The sequence below is a fragment of the Microbispora hainanensis genome (assembly GCF_006874475.1).
GTDB classification, from domain to species: domain Bacteria; phylum Actinomycetota; class Actinomycetes; order Streptosporangiales; family Streptosporangiaceae; genus Microbispora; species Microbispora hainanensis.
The window spans coordinates 95,961-114,891 of record NZ_VIRM01000004.1 but is presented as its reverse complement, the minus strand read 5'-3'; the positions used below and the strand labels follow the sequence as shown (position 1 = coordinate 114,891).

The 18,931-nt window shown below is 72.5% G+C and carries 16 protein-coding genes; 5 read left to right on the top strand and 11 right to left on the bottom strand.

Translation table 11 applies throughout. The features are described from left to right. Nucleotides 1–2: 2 nt before the first annotated feature. Nucleotides 3–1,766: a sensor histidine kinase gene (locus FLX08_RS04830; protein WP_167530273.1), complete on the bottom strand. Its 1,764-nt coding sequence runs from the start codon at nt 1,764–1,766 to the stop codon at nt 3–5. Between the two features lie 318 nt (nt 1,767–2,084). Here FLX08_RS04830 and FLX08_RS04820 point away from each other — a divergent pair, with 318 nt between their 5' ends. Next, nucleotides 2,085–4,937, top strand: coding sequence for a helix-turn-helix transcriptional regulator (locus FLX08_RS04820; RefSeq protein ID WP_167530272.1), 2,853 nt, complete (start codon nt 2,085–2,087; stop codon nt 4,935–4,937). Between the two features lie 31 nt (nt 4,938–4,968). On the opposite strand, the gene FLX08_RS04815 is transcribed toward FLX08_RS04820, so the two are convergent. The 5 genes from FLX08_RS04815 to FLX08_RS04795 form a co-directional block, all read right to left on the bottom strand. Further along, complete coding sequence (locus tag FLX08_RS04815; RefSeq protein ID WP_142616970.1) at nt 4,969–5,841, bottom strand: TauD/TfdA dioxygenase family protein; 873 nt, start codon at nt 5,839–5,841, stop codon at nt 4,969–4,971. Nucleotides 5,842–5,870: 29 nt separating this feature from the next. After that, the gene (locus FLX08_RS04810; protein WP_142616969.1) at nt 5,871–6,674 is read right to left on the bottom strand and encodes an ABC transporter ATP-binding protein; all 804 of its coding nucleotides are present in this window, start codon (nt 6,672–6,674) and stop codon (nt 5,871–5,873) included. Beyond that, complete coding sequence (locus tag FLX08_RS04805; RefSeq protein WP_142616968.1) at nt 6,658–7,719, bottom strand: taurine ABC transporter substrate-binding protein; 1,062 nt, start codon at nt 7,717–7,719, stop codon at nt 6,658–6,660. Before FLX08_RS04805 ends, FLX08_RS04810 begins: the two co-directional genes overlap by 17 nt. An 80-nt stretch (nt 7,720–7,799) precedes the next feature. Then, nucleotides 7,800–8,627 (bottom strand): ABC transporter permease, encoded by an 828-nt coding sequence (locus tag FLX08_RS04800; RefSeq protein ID WP_142616967.1) that lies wholly within the window; start codon nt 8,625–8,627, stop codon nt 7,800–7,802. Between the two features lie 473 nt (nt 8,628–9,100). Beyond that, a complete protein-coding gene (locus tag FLX08_RS04795; RefSeq protein ID WP_142616966.1) occupies nt 9,101–9,484 on the bottom strand; it encodes a winged helix-turn-helix transcriptional regulator in 384 nt (127 codons plus the stop codon). Nucleotides 9,485–9,607: 123 nt separating this feature from the next. Between FLX08_RS04795 and FLX08_RS42870 the strand changes: the two genes are divergently transcribed. The 4 genes from FLX08_RS42870 to FLX08_RS04780 all read left to right on the top strand — a co-directional run bounded on the left by FLX08_RS42870 (nt 9,608) and on the right by FLX08_RS04780 (nt 13,328). Next, on the top strand, nt 9,608–9,823 hold the full coding sequence (locus FLX08_RS42870; RefSeq protein WP_208761263.1) for an enoyl-CoA hydratase-related protein: 216 nt from the start codon (nt 9,608–9,610) through the stop codon (nt 9,821–9,823). Next, nucleotides 9,777–10,268 (top strand): enoyl-CoA hydratase/isomerase family protein, encoded by a 492-nt coding sequence (locus tag FLX08_RS04790; RefSeq protein ID WP_208761262.1) that lies wholly within the window; start codon nt 9,777–9,779, stop codon nt 10,266–10,268. Before FLX08_RS42870 ends, FLX08_RS04790 begins: the two co-directional genes overlap by 47 nt. A 35-nt stretch (nt 10,269–10,303) precedes the next feature. After that, nucleotides 10,304–11,032, top strand: coding sequence for a class I SAM-dependent methyltransferase (locus FLX08_RS04785; RefSeq protein ID WP_142616965.1), 729 nt, complete (start codon nt 10,304–10,306; stop codon nt 11,030–11,032). A gap of 448 nt (nt 11,033–11,480) precedes the next feature. Further along, nucleotides 11,481–13,328: a vWA domain-containing protein gene (locus tag FLX08_RS04780; RefSeq protein ID WP_244312434.1), complete on the top strand. Its 1,848-nt coding sequence runs from the start codon at nt 11,481–11,483 to the stop codon at nt 13,326–13,328. A gap of 90 nt (nt 13,329–13,418) precedes the next feature. Here the strand turns inward: FLX08_RS04780 and FLX08_RS04775 are convergent, their stop codons facing one another. Genes FLX08_RS04775 through FLX08_RS04755 form a run of 5 tightly spaced genes read right to left on the bottom strand, consistent with a single transcriptional unit; the run spans nt 13,419 to nt 18,891 of the window. Beyond that, entirely contained in the window at nt 13,419–14,252 is an 834-nt protein-coding gene (locus FLX08_RS04775; protein WP_142616963.1) for an HpcH/HpaI aldolase/citrate lyase family protein, read from the bottom strand. 19 nt (nt 14,253–14,271) lie between these two features. Further along, nucleotides 14,272–15,435, bottom strand: a complete 1,164-nt coding sequence (locus tag FLX08_RS04770; RefSeq protein ID WP_142616962.1) for a CaiB/BaiF CoA transferase family protein — start codon at nt 15,433–15,435, stop codon at nt 14,272–14,274. Continuing rightward, the gene (locus tag FLX08_RS04765; protein ID WP_142616961.1) at nt 15,432–16,343 is read right to left on the bottom strand and encodes a ribokinase; all 912 of its coding nucleotides are present in this window, start codon (nt 16,341–16,343) and stop codon (nt 15,432–15,434) included. The genes FLX08_RS04770 and FLX08_RS04765 overlap by 4 nt, the downstream gene beginning before the upstream one ends. Further along, entirely contained in the window at nt 16,340–17,713 is a 1,374-nt protein-coding gene (locus FLX08_RS04760) for an ADP-ribosylglycohydrolase family protein (RefSeq protein WP_142616960.1), read from the bottom strand. Before FLX08_RS04760 ends, FLX08_RS04765 begins: the two co-directional genes overlap by 4 nt. Then, nucleotides 17,710–18,891, bottom strand: a complete 1,182-nt coding sequence (locus tag FLX08_RS04755; RefSeq protein WP_142616959.1) for an ADP-ribosylglycohydrolase family protein — start codon at nt 18,889–18,891, stop codon at nt 17,710–17,712. The genes FLX08_RS04760 and FLX08_RS04755 overlap by 4 nt, the downstream gene beginning before the upstream one ends. Nucleotides 18,892–18,931: the final 40 nt, after the last annotated feature.

Here is an 18,931-nt window from a genome sequence, read left to right as displayed (position 1 = left end):
GATCACCCCGTTTCAGGCTGCCGGACTCGCGGCAGCCGCAGGACGAATCGCGCCCCGCCTGCTGTGCTTTCTTCGACGCCGAGGGTCCCCTGATGCGCCTGGGCGATGTCGCGGGCGATGGCCAGGCCCAGCCCGGTGCCGAGACTGTCGAGCCTGCGGGCGTCGTCCAACCGGGTGAAGCGCTGGAACACCCGCTCACGGTCGGCCTCGGCGATCCCCGGCCCGTCGTCGCTGACCGCGATTTCGACCGAGGCGGGATCGACCCGCACCTCGACGCACACTACACGCCTGGAGTGCCGCTGCGCGTTGTTCAGCAGGTTGGTGAGCACCCGGCTGATCTGGGACGGCACGGCGGTGACGATGGCCCCGTGGGTGATGCGGAGCCGCACCGGGCGCCGATCCGTACGCTGCGCGACCTCGGCCTTGACGAGGGCCGCGAGGTCGACCTGCCGCCACTCGGCGGGTGGGCAGTTGGGCAGACGGGCGAGGCACAGGATGTCCTCGGTGATCGTCTCAAGCCGGTCCACCTGAACCAGCGTCGTCTCGAGCAGCTCCGGCAGCGGCATCCCGCCGGGATCCTGCTGTGCCGCTTCGAGCTGCACCCGCAGCCCGGCGATGGGAGTGCGCAGTTCGTGGGCGACGTCCGACGCGAACTGCCGCTGGCGGCGGGCGAGGTCCTCGAGTTCCTCCTTGGCCCGCTGCACCCGCCCCAGAGCCTGGTTGATCGTGCGGCTCAACCGCGTGATCTCCTGCGCCCTCCTGGGCACGGAGATGCCGGCGGACAGGTGGGCGAAGTCGATCCGGGAGAGTTCGGCGCTCACCCCGTCGAGGGGGCGGAGCAGCCATCCGCTCACCTTCCAGGTGACCCAGGCGTTCAGGGCGATGAGCTCGGCGGTCTCGAGCGACACGAGCAGCGGGAGGCGGGGCCGCGCGAAGCCCAGCAGCGTCTGCCCCGCCTCGACGACCGCCCGAGGCCCGGCGGGGAAGACACCCGCGGGGAAGACACCGGCGGGGAAGACACCGGCGGGGAAGACAGTGGTGCGCGCCGGCATGCGCCCCGGGGCGCCCGTGCGCGGTCCGAGGCTCCTCTCAGGGGCCCGGGGTGACGTTTCCCGCGCCGCGGGCGAGGACCCGATGGGGCCGGCCGCCACCAGGCGATGGGCCCGGCCGGCGCCCCGTGCCACCGGGCCGTACGCCGGCGGGGTCCCGGTCTGGGGCAGAGCGGTCCCGCACCGGTCACACCCCCCTCGGACGGTCCCGGCTTTGGCCAGAAGGTACATCCCCCCTCCCACGGGGAGGAGGGTGAGGAGCGTCATGGCGGTGGCCAGCATGGTCATCTGCCCTCGGATCGAGACGGGCGCCCAGCGCCTCCACAGGTCCGGCCGCCGCCGGGCCGGATGCCGGTGGTCGTTCCCGTGGTTCCCTGGGCCGGGTGACGACGCTCCGGCGTGACCGGGGGTCTCGTGCGCGTGCTCCGCGGAGGCGTGGCCGGTGGAGCCGGCCGCGGAGAGCCGGTGCTGCGGCCGGTCGGCCGTCGGGGGGCGGCGGGGAGCCCGCGTCCGGGATCCGTGTTCGCCGTTCTCCGCGCGAGAGGCGTTCGCGCGGTTCGCACCGTCGCTCGTCCCATGTGCGCGCCAGGCGAGCATCGGCGACCCGCCGGCCAGCACGTGCCCGAAGACCTTTGTGGCGGCCATCCACGCGAGCAACGTGAAGAGCGTGAACAACAGCCACAGGAGGATCAGGAACTCATCGTTCTTCAGGTCCACCGTCGCCACCCTTTCGAAATAGGAATTCGAGGGATGCCAGGCTCCTGAGAGGGCCGGGAGGCGTCGCGCGTCGTCCGCTGCACATGGTTCTTCGGTACCGCTCAGTCGAGGGAGTGGCTTACGCGTCGGCTCATAAGCGAGAAATGAGTCGACCGATTCGATCCTGAACGGCGGACGGCCTTCTTCGTATCGCACATGTGTGTAGGGTTACGCGCTGCTCACGGCGCTGAGATCTACCGTCCGGCCTCGTCCGATCGCGATGGAGGGGCAACCGGGGGCCTGTTGCGACGTCCTGTACGCCGGGTGTCTTATGGCTTCATGTGCAAGTTATCCCGGAATGTCCTGGATGCGACGCATAGGCCCGGTTCCCGGGAGGCATCCTGGCCCGGGTGGCGCGGCCGTGCCCGGGAGTGGGAGCTCGTCGCCGGCCGGCTCGGGGCGGCACGTGTCGGCGGGGGCGGGGTTCTGCTGGTCGAGGGCCCGCCGGGCGTCGGCAAGAGCCGCCTGCTCGACGTGGCCGCCGTCACCGCGGGCAGATGGGGGTTCCGGGTGGTCCGCGGCGTCGCGGACGAGCTGACCCAGTTGATGCCGCTGGCCCCGCTGACCTCGGCGCTCGGGGAGATCCTCCTTCCCACCGGCGACGGCGGCGGCGTGCCCGGCCCGGCCGACCGGCGGCTGCAGTTGCTGGAGCAGCTGCAGGAACCGCTGGAGGCGCTGGTGGCGCACGGGCCCTTGCTGCTCACCCTGGACGACCTGCAGTGGACCGACCACATGACCATGCTGGCGGTGCGGTCGCTGACCATGGACTTCGCCTCCTCCCCGCTCGTCTGGATGCTGGCCCGTACGACCGGCGGCGGCGACATCCCCTGGCTCGACCGCGTGTTCAACACGCTGGATCGCGAGGGTGCGAGGCGGATCCGGCTGGAGGCTCTGGACGACGCGGCGGTGGCCGAGGTGGTCGCCGACGTCCTCGGGGCGGCGCCCGAGCCGGACGTGCTGGCCCTGGCCGGCATAGCGGACGCCAATCCCTTCCTGCTCGTCCACCTCATCGAGAAGCTCAAGCGCGAGGGCGGGTTCCGGATCGCCGACGGCCGCGCGCGGCTGGCGTCGGCACGGCTGCCGTCGGCTCAGGCGGTCACCCGGGAGCGTCTGGAGGAGCTGTCCCGGCCGACCAGGCACATGCTCCAGGTCGCCGGGGTCCTGGGCCGTTCGTTCTCGGTGACGGACCTGGCCGAGATGCTCGGCGAATCGACGGGCGATCTGCTGCCCATGCTGGAGGAGGCGATGTCGGCGGGCATCGTCGGATCCGCCGGGCACGAGCTGGCCTTCCGGCACGACCTCCTGTGGGAGGCGGTGACGGAGAGCCTGTCGACCGCCGTCCGGCGGGCCCTGCACCGCGAGGCGGGAGAGATGCTGCTGAAACGCGGCGGATCGGCCGTTCCCGCCGCCGCGCACCTCATCCACAGCGCCGGCCACGGTGACGCGTGCGCCCTGCTCGCACTGGACCAGGCGGCGCGGGAGGTGCTTCGGTCCTCGCCGCATGCCGCCGCCGATCTCGCCACCCGGGCGCTGGAGCTGACCGACGCCGCCGACCCCGACTGGGTGGGCCGGGCCACCATCGCGGTCGACGCCCTGACGGCCATCGGGCGGCTGAGCGAGGCCGCCGATCTCGCTCGCCGCGCGCTCGGCAGGGCTCCCTCCGCGCTGGCGCATCGCCTGCGCTGCGCGCTGGCGTACATCCTGCTTCTGAGCGGCCGGCCGGCCGACGCCGTGTCCCAGGCCGAAGGCCTGCTCCACGAGGACGACATCTCCCGTGACCTTCGCGACGTCGCCGAGTGGACGGTGTTCTGGGGGCTCATCACCCTGAACGACGTGGGAGAGGGACAACGGCGGGCGGATGCCGTCCTCGCCGATCGCGACGGGCATTCCGACACGGCCGTGGTGGGCGCCCTGCTGATGCTCTCCCGGTGCGCGATGATCGACGGCCGGGTCGACGACTCGTTCAGGAATCTGGACGAGGCCCTGCGGATCGCGAACCGCGGCGCCGTGGAGGCCGTCCAGCGGCCGTACACCCGGCTGCTGCTGGGTCATCTTCACCGGTGCCTGTGTCAGTTCGAAGCGGCCGACCTGGCCATCCGGGCGGCCGAGGAGGAGATCGAGGCGCTCGGCGTGACCGTGCTGGCCGCGCAGCCCGCGCTCTTCCGCGCCCGCGTCAAACTGGCCGCCGCCCGCCTCGACGACGCCGTCGCCGAGGCCGAGGCCGGAATGACGATCGCGGACGAGATGGGCACGCACGGGTTCATCCGCGTGGGGCTGTCGATCCTCGCGTACATCGCCGTGCGGCGCGGCGACATGAACGCCGCGGCCCGCTACATCAAGAGGTACGCGCGCGAGCCCGGCACCGCCGGAATGCTCTTCGGATCGGCCTGGGAAAGGTGGGTGGAGGCCGTGATCGCCGAGGGCCAGGGCGATCTCGAACGGGCGATGGACATCCTCCGCCCCACCTACACGGACGCGGACCAGCAACGACGGACGCTCATGACGGCCCCCCTCGCGGCCGTCTTCATGACCCGGCTGGCGCTGGACACGGGAAACCGGGCGTACGCGCAGACCATCGTCGACACGGCCGGCCACCTCGCACGGAGGAACCCCGGCTACCCCATCTTCGGCGCGGCGGCCGCGCATGCTCGCGGTCTTCTCCACGCCGACCCCGCCGACCTCGCCCTCGCCGCCGCCAACCACCCGCAACTGTGGGAGCGCGCCTCGGCCGCCGAGGACCTCGGAGTCCTGCTCATGAAGACCGGCGCCTCCGCCGACCGCGAGCGGGCCATCCACAGCCTCGACCAGGCGTACGACGGCTACCAGCGGATCGGCGCCCTGCGGGGCGCGGCCCGCGTGCGGGCGCGCCTGCGTGCGCTGGGCGTCCGGCGCCGTCACTGGGCCCCGCCGCACCAGGAGGAGTTCGGCTGGAACAGCCTCACCGACACCGAACGCGCCGTGGCGGAGCTGATCGCCCAGGGATTGACCAATCGTCAGGCCGCCGCCCGGATGTTCCTGTCTCCGCACACGGTGTCGGCCCATCTTCGCCGGATCTTCATCAAGCTCGACATCGCCTCCCGGGCCGAACTCGCCCGCATCTTCGCCGAGGAGCGCCCGGACCACGAGGCCTAGCCGGCGGCCGGCTCCCCCTCCCCCCGCCCGCTCACCCGTCCGTACGGCCGGGGCCGAAGGGGCGGTCGCCGCGGAGGGTGATGCGGTGCATCACGCGGTGCGCGTCGCCGTAGTCGCGGTTGGCGTAGTGGGCGGTGCTCCGGTTGTCCCACATGGCGACGTCGCCGATCCTCCAGCGGTGGCGCACGATGTGCTCGGGCTTGGTGAGGTGGGCGTAGAGCAGGTCGAGGATGGCCCGGCTCTCCGCCTCGGACACGCCGACGATGTGGGAGGTGAACCCGGGGTTGACGAAGATCCCCTTGCGGCCGGTCTCGGGGTGGACGCGGACCACGGGGTGCTCCACCGGCTCAAGCCGGGTGACGAGCTCGCCGTCCCAGACGTTGCCCTTGCCGCCGCGGCGCTGGGCCAGGTAGTAGCCGAACTCGCGGTTGCCGTCGTGGACCGCGGTGAGCCGGTCGGCCAGTTCCTTCACGGGTTCGGACAGGGAGTCGTACGCCAGCTGGGCGTCGGCCCAGCTCGTGTCGCCGCCGGTGGGCGGGAGGATCACGGCGCGCAGGATGGAGCCGAGCGGCGGGCGGGGCATGAACGTGACGTCGGTGTGCCAGACGTCGGCGAAGCCGTTGTCGGCGCTGTCGAGCGCGTAGATCTCCGGATGCGCCTCGTCGACGCCCCCGACCACCGGGTGGGAGGCGGTCAGCTCGCCGAGACGGCGGCCGAGAGCGACCTGCCCGTCGTCGTCCAGGCGCTGGTCGCGGAAGAAGAGCACCTTCCGATCGACCAGGGCGGCACGCACCGCGGCCAGTTCCTCGTCGGTGGCGGTCGCCAGGTCCAGTCCCTCGACCTCGGCGCCGAAGTGGGGTCCGAGAGGCCGCAGGGTCAGCCGCTCCGCGGTCGTTGTGGTCATCTCACTGTCCTCCTGGTTGGTGTGGTGCTTCACGCGGCGGCGGCGCGTACGGCGTGGCCGACCTCGGCGCGGAGCGCGGCGTACTCGGGAAGGGCGCGCAGTTCGTCCGGTTCCACTCCGGTGCGCGGAAGGGTGACGTCAAGGTCCAGCGCGATCCGGCCCGGCCGGCGGGTGAGCACGACGACGCGGCTGCCGAGGAACACGGCCTCCTCGACACTGTGGGTGACGAAAACCGACGTGCGGCCGGTCTGCGCGCTCACCCGGCGCAGGTCCTCCTGCAGGCGCTCCCGGGTGAGCGCGTCCAGGGCGGCGAACGGCTCGTCGAGCAGCAGCAGCGGGTCGTCGCCGGCGAGCGCCCTGGCGATCGCCACGCGCTGCTGCTGCCCTCCGGAGATCTCCCAGATCCTCCGGTCCGCCACATCGTGCAGGCCCACCCGTTCCAGCAGCTCGGGCACCCGGCGGGCACGTTCCGCACGGGGCACTCCGGCGTACCGCAGAGCCAGCTCGACGTTGCCGCCCACGGTCTTCCACGGAAACAGGCGGGGCTGCTGGAAGACGATCCCGGCGCCTCTGCCCGGGACCGGCGCGGCGCCGCCGGTCCGTACGGTGCCGGAGGCCGGCCTCTCGAAGCCCGCGACGAGGCGCAGCAGCGTGCTCTTGCCGCATCCGGACGCCCCGACGAGCACGAGGAAGGCGCCGGGAGGGACGGTCAGGGAGATCGGCCCCAGGGCGGCGACCGGACCTCCCGGGCCGCCATAGACGTGTTCGACCTCGTGCAGACGGACGGCGGCGACCTCCTCGCCCGCTCCGGCCGTCTCAGGGCGCGAGGACACCGGGAAGCCCCTTGGTGTAGATCGCCCGTTCCACCGCGGCGAGGCCGGGCACCGCGTCGATCTTCTGCTGGTCCTTGAGGAACTGCGCCGCGCTCACCAGGCTCTGCGCCAGGCCGCCGACCTTGTCCGGCGTGCCGAGCCACTCCGGCGAGGACAGATCGGCCGGCCTGAGGAAGACGCCCTGGCTGAGCTGCGCCTTGGCCTCGTCCTTGCCGATGTTGAGCTCCGCGCCCACCGCCTGGGCCGCGGTGTCGGGATCGTCCGCGATCAGGTCGAGCGCCCTGGCCTCGGCCTTGCGCCAGGCGTCCACCGCGTCGGGGTGCGCCTGGATGAACGCGGTGGACACCACGCCCAGGTCGAGGGTCGGCTTCCCCGCCGTCGCCAGCTCACGGCTGCTGACGATCGTCTTGCCGGTCTTCTTGATCTCGTCGAGCGTGGGCAGCCAGACGTAGGCGGCGTCGATGTCGCCGCGGGTCCAGGACGCCAGGATGTCCTGCGGCTCCAGGTCGACGATGTTCACCGCGGACTCCGGCACCCCCGCCTTGTCGAGCGCGGCGAGCAGGCTGTAGTGGGACGTCGAGGCGAACGGCGTCGCCACCTTCCTGCCGCGCAGGCCCTCCACGGACGAGATGCCGGTGCCGTCGCGGGCGATCAGGGCCTCGTTGTCACCGGCCACGTCGAGCACGAACGCCACCTGGTAGGGGATGTCGAGCGGTGCGGACAGCCCGCGCGCGACCGGGCTCGACCCGATGGCCGCGATGTCCACGCTCTTGGCCACGAAGGCGGTGTTGATGCTCGCTCCGGAGTCGAACTTGGTCCACGTGATGGTGTAGCCGGGCAGCGCCTGCTCCAGCCACCCCTTGTTCTTCACGATGAGGTCCCCGCTCGGGAACGCCTGATAGGCGATGCGGATGGTGCGGTCCGCGGCATCGCCGCCGCCTCCGCTCGTGCCGGAGGCCGCGCCGTCGCCGCACGCGGCCAGGACGGCGGCCGTCGCGGCGGCCAGGGCGACGGAAAGCAGGCGCGTGAGGCGTGGTCGTGACATGGCGGAGGGTTCCTTCTGCGGTGGGAGGGAGTTGCGGTGGGAGGGAGATCGACGAGGCTGGACAGAGGCTGGACAGGGGCTCAGGCGCGGCCGCGCCAGGGGATGAGCCGGTTCTCGGCGGCGCGCAACAGGCCGTCGATCAGCAGCCCGGACAGGCCGATCGCGAGCAGCCCGAGCACCACGACGTCGGTCTGCAGGTAACGCTGGGCGTCGCGGACCATCCCCCCGATGCCCGGCACGCCGTTGACGGTCTCCGCCGCGACGACCGATGAGTACGCGACCCCGACGGCCAGCCGGACACCGGTGAAGATCTCCGGCAGTGCGGCCGGCAGCACCACATCCTTGATCACGTCCCGTCGTGAGGCGCCCAGCGCCCGCGCCGCCTCCACCAGGCCGGTCGGCGCGCCGTGGACGGCCGCGGCGGTGGCCACGGCGACCGGCGGGAGCGCGGCGATGGCGAGCAGCCACAGCTTGGGCGTCTCGTCGATGCCGAACCAGATGATCAGCAGGCTGAAGTACGCCAGCGGAGGCAGGGCCCGTACGAACGTCACGACCGGCTCGGCCACGAGGCGGATCCACGGCACGGTGCCGAGGACGACGCCGAGGACGAGCCCGGCCACCACGCCGAGCGCCGAGCCGATGAGGATGCGGCGCAGGCTGATCGCCAGATGCTCGACGAGCAGGTGACCGCTGTAGCCGCGGACGCCGTCGTGCGTGGTGGACAGCAGGACGAGCTGGTCCCACACCGCCCGGGGCGCGGGGACGAACGACGGATTGCCCGCCGCGACCGCCGCCAGCTGCCACAACGCGAGCAGTGCGAGCAGCGACAGCACCCGCACGCCGATCCGGCGGGCTCTGCGCCCTCGCCGGCCCCGCCCGAAGGCGGCGGGCGCTCCTTCGCCGTCCACCGGGCCGGCGGGCTCGGGCGCCTCGCCGGGAAGGAGCGGACGGGGACCCGGTGAGTGGCCTCTTGCGGGGGATCTGGAGTGGGGTCTTGAGGGGGATCTGGAGTGGGGTCTTGCGGGGGATGACGTCACAGTGGTCGCTCCGTGGGGAGGGCGCCGCACCGCCCGGAGGCGAGGCGGGCACGGCGCGGCAACGGAAGGGGGGTCGTCCGGTGAGGGCGGCCACGCCGGACGGGGCCGTACGGGGGACCGGACGGGGAGCGCAGGTCAGGAGCGCGGTTCAGGAGCGACAGGCCGGGCCGTTCAGACGGCACAGGTCGACGTGCCGACGCCGGGCCAACCACGATGCCGTAAACACAGGTATTTCCTACCAAATTTGTGGGATGATGGCAACGGAACATCTTCCGCTCGGTGCCTGCGAGCGGAACGCGCAGCCCTGGCGCCCCCGGCGCGACGGGGCACGCGCATCCGGGCTGTCAGCTCTGCACGCGCCGGTCGTACTCCCTTTGATGCCTCTGGATTTCGTCCGCGTTGTCGACCGTCCAGTCGTACAACCGGGCGAACGGCTCGCGCAGCGATTCGCCGAGCGGCGTGAGTGAGTACTCGACCCCGACCGGCGAGGTGGGGAGCACGCGGCGCGCGATCATCCCGTTACGCTCCAGGCGGCGCAGGGTCTGGGTCAGGACGCGCTGGGTGACGCCCTCAAGGCGGCGCTTGATCTCGTTGAACCGCCTGGGCTCGTTCAGGACCGCCATCACCATCATCGACCACTTGTCGGCGATCTGGTCGAGGATCGGGCGGCTGGGGCAGTCGGCCCGGTAGACGATGTCCGTCGAGGTGCCGGGCTCCGGAAAGGCCATATCGGTATCCTTCGCGATCCTTGAGATGCCGAAAGTGCGTTATTGACGGCTGATCGCCCGCCGCCACATCGTAAGTATGCATGGGGAACCTAGGTGCATACCAGATACGGATCGGGGACCTCCATGAACGACGCCTACACGACCCTGCGGGTGAGCCGCGAGGCCGGCATCGCCCGCGTCACCCTCGACAATCCACCCGTCAACGTCTTGGACGTCGTCCTGATGGGCGACCTCCGGCGCCTGCTGGCCACGCTGCGGGACGACCACTCGGTTCGGGTCGTCGTGTTCGACAGTGCCACCCGAGTTCTTCATCGCCCACGTCGACATGTCGCCTGGTGACACGCCGGACGCGCTCGGCAAGCTCGCGCACGGACTCCCGGGTGGTGTCAACGTCTTCCAGGCCCTGGGGGAACTGCTGCGGCACCAGCCCCAGGTGACCATCGTCAAGCTCGCCGGGATGGCGCGCGGCGGTGGGGCCGAGTTCGTCGCCTCCGCCGACATGGCGTTCGCGGCGATCGGCCGTGCCGGGATCGGCCAGATCGAAGCCCTCATGGGCATCGTGCCCGGCGGAGGGGGCACGCAGTATCTCGCCACCAGGGCCGGCCGCAACCGCGCGCTGGAGGCGGTGCTGAGCGCCGACCTGTACGACGCCGAGACCGCGGAGCGCTACGGCTGGGTCAACCGGGCCGTCCCCGCCGATGAACTCGACGACGTCGTCGACCGGCTCGCCCGCGCGAACGCGATCTGGAGGGCCTCCTCCGGCGACTGGCCGGTCAGGGAGTGACGCTCCCGGTTCACGGGGTGGAGTAGGGTCGCCGGGTGCCCGACCCGATCTTCGCCCACCCGCGCCTGGCCGCCGTCTACGACGCGTTCGACGGAGACCGCGACGACCTTGACGTCTATCTCTCCATCGCCGGCGAGCTGGGCGCGGACCGCGTGCTCGACGTCGGCTGCGGAACGGGATCCCTGGCGGTCTTGCTGGCGGACAGCGGACGCACGGTCATGGGCGTCGATCCCGCCGAGGCGTCGCTGCGGATCGCGAGGGCGAAGGACCGGACCGGAAGGATCACCTGGATCCACGGCGACGCCACCACGGTCCCGGCGTTCGGCGCCGACCTCGCGGTGATGACGGGGAACGTGGCGCAGGTCTTCCTCACCGACGACGACTGGACGCGCACGTTGCGGGGCGTCCACGGCGCGCTCCGCCCGCGGGGATATCTCGTGTTCGAGACCAGGCGGCCCGAACGCCGGGTGTGGGAGGACTGGGCCTCGGGCACCGGTCCGGTGATCCTCGACCTTCCGGAGGCCGGGCCCGTGGAGCAGCGCTTCGACGTCACCGACGTGAGCCTGCCACTGGTGTCGTTCCGCTACACCTACACCTTCCTGGCGGACGGCGCGGTGGTCACGTCGGACTCGACCCTCCGCTTCCGGGACCGGGACGAGGTGGAGACGAGCCTGGCCGCGAACGGCTACCGCGTGCTGGACGTGCGGGACGCCCCCGACCGCCCGGGCCGCGAGTTCGTGTTCGTGGCGCAGCGTACGACCTGAAGCAAGCGCACGACCTGAAGCGGCGTTACAACCTGAAGCGCCGCAGGGCCCGCCGATAAATGGTGGAAACGGCCGTTCTTTTCTGCAGTCACAAACTGCACATTACTCATGCCATCGGGCATATCCGAATAAAAATCCGGGACGAATCGCCACTCACGGATGACCTCCCACCGGCGTGGGGTGGCCGATTGTGGCCAATCGGGAACTTGCCGTAAGCGGGCCTATTTACATCTATTCGTTGACCGGTCACCATATGTCCGTGGCCACACCCCCTCGTTGATCAACGGCCGGCGCCGAACAGATCAGCGAGGTCGTCAACCCATGGAATTCGGCATTCACTCGCGCCGGCACGTGAGGAGAGGACTCACCGGGTAGCGCATTCAAAGAAATGACCGGCGCTGCCGAATTCCCGATGACATAACGCCACACCAGAAGGAACAAAACCGTGATGATGACGCGACGATTACGGGCCGCCGTGTGCGCGGCGGCGGCCGCTGCGACGCTGGTCGCCGGGGTGGGAACGGCATCCGCCGCACCCGGGGTCACCCCCGCCGACGTAACGCTCGACCTGGCCCCCGGCGAATCGAAGACGATCGACAAAACCGTCTCCACTCCCGCCGTGCCGCCCAAGCCGGATATCGCTTTCCTGATCGACACGACAGGGAGCATGGGCGGAGTCATCTCCAACGTGCGGACCAACGCGAACACCATTTTGTCCAATATCGCCGCGGCGCAGCCGGACGCTCGGTTCGCGGTCGCCGAATACAAGGACGCGGCCGATTCGACTCCATTTCGGGTGGCGCAGAATCTCACCGCCGACCCGGCCGATGTCACCGCCGGCATCAATTCGCTGTCCGCGTCGGGCGGAGGCGACTTCCCCGAAGACGGCATCGGCGCCCTGTATCAGGTCGCCACAGGGGCGGTCGGCTTCCGGCCGGACAGCACCCGGATCGTGTTGCTGATCGGGGACGCCCCCAGCCACGACCCCAGCGGCGGCCATTCGCTGGCCGACGCGATCAGCGCCCTGCAGGCGGCCGACATCACCGTGCTCGCCTTCGACCTGGCCGGGCTGAACTCGACCGGGCAGGCGACCGCGATCACCGAAGCCACGGACGGGCAACTGTTCTCCGGCCTCAACGCCTCGGAGGTCAGCGACACCATCCTCGCGGCCCTGCACAACCTGCCGGTCACGGTCACCCACAAGCTGCGCGACTGCGACCCGGACCTGTCGGTCTCCCTGACCCCGGACAGCCGTACGGTGACCAGCGGCGAGGATGCCGCGTTCTCCGAGAAGGTCACCGTCGGCGACGGAGCCGCGCCGGGAAGCACCCTCACCTGCAAGGTGGACTTCCTGATCAACGACGTCCTGTCGCCCGGCTTCACCGAAACGATCACCGAGCACGTTCCGAAGGCGACCCCGAAGATCACCACAACCCCGTCGGGCGAGACGCCCGCGGGCGGGAACCTCTCGGACACCGCGACCCTGTCCGGCGGCCACCACCCGACGGGCACCGTCAAGTTCGAGCTGTTCGGACCCGGCGACACCAACTGCACGACGCCGATCGCCACCCGCACCGGCGACCTGTCCGACAGCGGCACCGCCGCGTCCGGCGACGTGACCATCGGCGCGGCCGGCACCTATAGGTGGACCGCCACCTACAGCGGCGACGCCGACAACAACTCCGTCACCTCGCCGTGCAGCGACGAGGAGGTCAAGGTCACGCCGCAGCGGCTGACCGGACGGGCCTACGGCCTGACCGCCGGCGCCTCCCTGGCCGGCCTGCAACTGATCAACATCGCCCGCACCCCCGACACCGGCCCCGTCTCCACCACGTCGTCCGGCAGCACCTCGGTGCCCTGCACCGCCACCCTCAGCGGGCTGATCAGCGCGCACGCCCTGTGCGCCAAGGTCGTCACCACCGAGTTCCCCGGCAAGTCCGAGGCCACCGCCTCCATCGACGACACGACCATCGGGATCACCGGCATCCCGGTGATCAGCCTCAAGACCATCAAGTCGAGCTCCACCACCACCTGCTCCGGATCGAGCGGGACCACGACGATCGCCTCCCTCAAGGTCGGCAACACGGTGGTCATCTCGGCGCCCACGAACGTCGCGCCCAACACCACGGTCAACGTCGGCGTGGTGAAGCTGGTGCTCAACGAGCAGATCCCGTTCACCACGCCCGACAAGGGCCTGACCGTCAACGCGGTCCACGTCACCGTCAACGCCCTCGGCCTGGCCAAGACCGACGTCGTCCTGGCCTCCGCCGAGAGCGACATCGGCAACTGCCCGTGACCTGAACCGACCGACCCCGAGGCCGGGCGGAGCATCATGACTCCGCCCGGCCTCGGCCACTACGGCAGGAGTCCCAATACGGCAGAAGTCTCAGTGCTCGCCGGCGTCGGCGAGGACGCGGCGGGCCTGGCGGACGACGGCCTCGTCCACGAAGCGACCGTCGGCGAGGGCCACCGCACCCTGGTCGGCGGCGGAGACGACCTCCAGGGCCGCCACGATCTCCTCCCTGGCCGGGCGGTAGGCCGCCGCGATCACCGGAAGCTGGACGGGGTGGATGGCCGCCCGGCCGCGAAAGCCCATCGCCCGGCCCGAGGCGCAGGAGGCGGCCAGGCCGTCGAGGTCGCGGACGTTCGCGAACACGGACTGCGCGGGGGCCGGCAGCCCGGCCGCGCGGGCCGCGACCACGATGCGGGAACGCGCCCAGGCCAGGCCCGCCTCGTCGGTCACGCCGAGGTCGGCGCGCAGATCGGCCTCGCCCAGGCCGATCCCGGCGACGGCCGGTGAGGCGGTGGCGATCTCGAAGGCGCGTTCCAGCCCGAGGGCCGACTCGATGATCAGCCGCAGCGGCACGCCCGGCACGGCCTCGGCGATCCGGCGGACCTCGTCGGCCGACTCCACCTTGGGGACGCGCAGGCCGCCGCTGCCCTGCAGCAGCGTGCCGAGCGCGTGCAGGTCGGCCTGGCCGTACGGCGTGCGGACGTCGTTGACCCGGATCTCCACGCGCGGCCGCGGCGTGGCCAGCAGGGCGACCACCCCGGCGCGTGCGACGTCCTTGTTCTCCGGGGCGACCGCGTCCTCCAGGTCGACGATCACCATGTCCGCCTCGCCGCCCAGGGCCTTGCCGATCCGGTCGGGGCGGTCGGCGGGCACGTACAACCAGGTCAGGGGCGCGGCAGGGACACCAGAGGCGTCGGCGCCGCTCATGCCCGATCACCCTGTGACATCACACCACTCCCTTGACCCTCAGGGCCTCGATCTGCGCGCCGGTCAGGCCGAGGCCGCGCAGGATCTCGTCGGTGTCGGCGCCGTGCGGACGGCCGGTCCACCGGATGTGTCCCGGCGTCTCCGACAGCCGGAACATCACGTTCTGCATCCTCAGCGGGCCGAGCTCGGGGTCCTCCACGGTGGTCACCGCGTCGAGCGCCGTCAGCTGCGGGTCGGCCAGCACGTCGCGCACGTCGTAGATCGGCGCCACCGCGGCCTCCGCCTCCTCGAACGCCCGCAGCACCTCCTCGCGGGTCCGCTCGCCGACCCACGCCGCGACGGCCGCGTCGAGCTCGCCGACGTGCGCCACCCGGCCGGCGCCGGTGGCGAACCACGGCTCGTCCACCAGGTCGGGCCGTCCGACCAGGCGCATCACGCGTTCCGCGATGCTCTGCGCCGAGGTGGAGACCGCGACCCACGAGCCGTCGCGGCACCGGTAGGTGTTGCGCGGCGCGTTGTTGACCGAGCGGTTGCCGGTGCGCGGAGGCACGACGCCGAGCCGGTCGTAGATGGTCGGCTGGGCGCCCAGCACGGTCAGGATCGGCTCGATGATCGACAGGTCGACGACCTGCCCGCGCCCCGACCGCAGGGCCGTCATCACGGCGAACGCGGTGGCCAGCGCGCAGATGCCGTCCGCGAGCCCGAACGGCGGCAGCGTGGGCGGCGCGTCCGGCTCCCCGGTCATCGCGGCGAACCCGCTCATCGCCTCGGCGAGCGTGCCGAAGCCGGGCCGCCTGGCGTACGGGCCGAACTGGCCGAACCCGGTGACCCGGGCGAGCACCAGGCCGGGGTTGGCCGCGCTGAGCCGGTCCCAGGACAGGTTCCAGCGCTCCAGCGTGCCGGGGCGGAAGTTCTCGATGAGCACGTCGGCGTCCTGGACGAGCCGGACCATGAGGTCCTGGCCCTCCTCGGTGGACAGGTCGAGCGTCATCGTCCGCTTGTTGCGGCCGAGCATCTTCCACCACAGCCCGTCGGGCCCGTGCCCGCGCGAGGGGTCCGGCCTGCGCGGGTGCTCGATCTTGACGACGTCCGCGCCGTAGTCGCCGAGCAGCATCGCCGCGGTCGGCCCGGCGAACAGCGTCGCGGCGTCGATCACCCGTACGCCGTCGAGCGGCCCGGTCACAGTCCCTCCTCCATCAGGCGGTCGATCTCGTGGCGGTGGGGCATGGAGGTGCTGGCGCCCTCGCGCTGCACCGACAGGGCCGCGGCGGCCGAGGCGAAGCGCAGCGCCCGCGCCGGGTCGTGCCCCTCGGTCCTGGCCACGGCCAGCGCCGCCGCGAAGGTGTCCCCCGCCGCCGTCGTGTCCACCGCCCGCACCGGTAGGGCGGGCTGGTGTAGCCGGGCGCCGTCGCGCGAGCCGTACAGGGCGCCCCGGGCGCCCAGGGTGACGACGGCCTCGGGGACGAGGCCGAGCAGCGCCTCCAGCGCGTCGCCGGGGTCGTCGCGGCCGGTGAGGGCCGTCGCCTCGTGCTCGTTGGGCACGATGAGGTCGACGGCCTCCAGCAGTTCGGCGGGCAGCGGCACCGCCGGGGCCGGGGTCAGGATCACCTCGGCCCGGGACTCCCCAGCAGGAGACGCAGCACGAGCGACGTGGGCCGCGGCGACCACGGCGTCCATCGGGAGCTCCAGTTGCAGCAGCAGCGCGCCGGACCGGGCGATGACCTCCGCGTCCCGCCCGGCGGGCCCGGTGACCGCGCCGTTCGCGCCGGGCACCACGATGATCGAGTTGTCGCCGCCGTCCTGCACGACGATGTGGGCGACGCCCGACGGGCCGGGCACGACCCGCAGCCCGCTGGTGTCCACGCCCGCCTCGGCGAGCGCGGCCCGCAGCCCGGGCCCGAACGCGTCGTCGCCCACGGCGCCGAGGAAGGCCACGTCGGCTCCCGCGCGGGCCGCGGCGATCGCCTGGTTGGCTCCCTTGCCGCCGGGGATCGTGCGGAACTCCCGGCCCGTGACGGTCTCCCCCGGTCCGGGGGCCTGGGCGACGTACGCCACCAGGTCCATGTTGGCGCTGCCGAACACCGAGATCATCGTCGTTCCCCCTCACCCAGCGCGAGCGTGCGGGCGGCGAGCGACTCGATGGAGATGCCGTCGAAGCCGGGCAGGCTGCTGGCCAGCCGGTCCCGGGTGGTCCACCGCTCGGGGACGCCGCCCGTCAGCGCCCCGGCGATCGATCCGGCGGTGGCGGCGGCCGAGTCGGTGTCCCAGCCTCCGGCCACGGCCGCGCCGACGATCGCGGCGAAGTCCCCGGCACCGTGGACTGCGCCGTGGACGAGGGCCGCCGCCAGCAGCGCCGCGTTGTTGACCGTGTGGACCCAGTGGAGGTGGCCGTGCCGCGCGTACAGCCGGTCGACGACCCGCTCGAAGTCCGGCTCCGCCGCGGCGTCCGCGACGGCCTGCCGTACGGCTTCCGCCAGGCGCGAGCCGGGCGGCACGACCGACAGCCCGGCCTCGATCACCTCGTCCACGCCTTCGGCCACGAGGGCCTGCGCGCACATGGCGGCGGCGAACATCGCGCCGTAGATCCCGTTGGCCGCGTGGCTGAGCCGGGCGTCCCGCCACGCCCAGACCGCGGCCGTAGCGGGGTCGCCCGGGTTGGCCCAGCCGTACACGTCGGCCCTGATCAGCGCGCCGATCCACTCCCTGAACGGGTTGCGGTGAACGGCGGTCGCGGGCGGTTCGAGACCCGCGAGCAGGTTGCGGTAGGCCGCCCGCTCGGCGGTGAAGACCCGCCCGGCGGGCAGCGCGTCGAGCCAGGTCTTCGCGACGTCCTCGGTCGTGAAGTCCCGTCCGTGCCGTTCGATAACGGTGAGCGCGAGCAGCGCGTAGTTGAGGTCGTCGTCCTCGGGCACGCCGTCGATGTTCTCGGCGAGGCTGGTGGCCGCGCTGCGGCGGTTCCACGGCCACCGCTCCGCGATCTCCGGCGGCAGCCCCTTCGCGGTGAACCAGCCGCGGATCGGCCAGTTGCCGGTCGCCTCGGCGATGGCCCTGATCCCCTCGCGGGGGATCTTCTCCACCGGCTTGCCCAGGAGGCAGCCGGCCGCCCTCCCCCACCAGGCGGCCAGGACCCGCCCGGGCTCGGGCCGCACCCGTGGGCGGGCGCCGGGCGAGTCAGGCCAGCCGGGGCAGCTCGCGACGATCTCTTCGAGGCCCGAGGGCTCGGGCAGCGGCGAGGGGATCGCCGCGAGCGCGTCGAGCAGCTCCCCGGCCAGGGCGCGCAGCGCCTCGGGGGCGGGCCCGGCGGAGGCGCCCGCCCGGGGCGGCGCGTCGTGCCCGCCCGCGGCGTGCCAGCGCTCGCGCACGGCCGCCACCTCGGGGAGCGTTCCCCGGCCGTCCTCGTCCGCCTGCCGCAGTTCGTGGCCGACGAGGTCCTCCGGCTGCACCCACGTCAGCCGGATCATCGCGCGTCTCCCCGCGGCGCGAGCAGGGCGTCGAAGGCGGCCTCGTGCGCGCGGCGGCGCTCCCGGTCGGCCCGGTGCACCCGCCGCGCGACGCCCGCGATCGCCAGCCCCGGCCCGACCAGGTCCGTACGACTGGCTGTCGCCACCTGGTCCAGCCACTCGGCGGGGACGGCGGCCCGCCCGCCGAGCGCCCCCGCGACGGCCCCGCCCATCGAGGCGATGGAGTCGGCGTCGCGGCCGTAGTTGACGCCGCCGAGCACCGTCTCGCGGTAGTCGCCCTTGGCCATCACCAGGAACGCGAGCGCGAGCGGCAGCTCCTCGATGCTGTGCAGCCGGCTCGGCCGCCGCGCCCCGAGGCCCTGGTCGCGGTAGGTGTCGGCCACCGTGTCGTACGGCCGGACCGCGGCCCGCAGGGCCTCGAAGGAGCCCTCCCAGTGGCCGAGGCCCCGGGCGGCCGAGCAGACCGCGTCGATGGCGGCTCTGGTGCCGTCGCGGGCGAGCCGCAGGCAGGTCGCCACGACCGAGTCGGGCGTCGCTCCCGGCCGCATCGCCTCGGCGACCGCCGCCGCCAGCACGCCCGCCGCCTCACGGCCGTAGCTCGACTGGTGCGCCCCGGCCAGGTCGATCGCCTCGGCGTACGCGCCGTCGGGGTCGCCGGCGTTGACGACGCCGACCGGGGCCATGTACATCGCCGCGCCGCAGTTGACGATGTTGCCGACCCCGGCCTCGCGGGGGTCGGCGTGGCCGTAGTGCAGCCGCAGCACGAGCCACTTCTCGGCGAGGAACACCCGGTGGAGCGGCAGCGCCTCGGCCTCCAGCTCGGGAATCCACCGCTTCTCGCCCATCATCTCGGGCACCAGGTGCTCGGCGGCGGCGTAGGCGTCCAGATGGCCGCCGACCCGCTCGTACACCCGGATGAGGGCGTGCGTCATCAACGTGTCGTCGGTGACGTGGCCGTCCCCCTTGTGGTAGGGCGCGATCGGGCGGGCGTTGCGCCAGTCCTCGTTGAAGGGAGGGACGACGCCGCGCACCCGGCCCCCGTAGCGCTCCTGGATCTGCTCGGGCGTCCACCCCTCGGTGGCCCCGCCGAGCGCGTCGCCCACCGCGGCGCCCGCCACACACCCCACGGCGCGATCGGCCAGCAGGTCATCATCCGGCAGGTCCTCCTGCGGCGTCATCCGGTCCTCCCCCTTGTCCGTACGCGTGATGTGCCGGGCG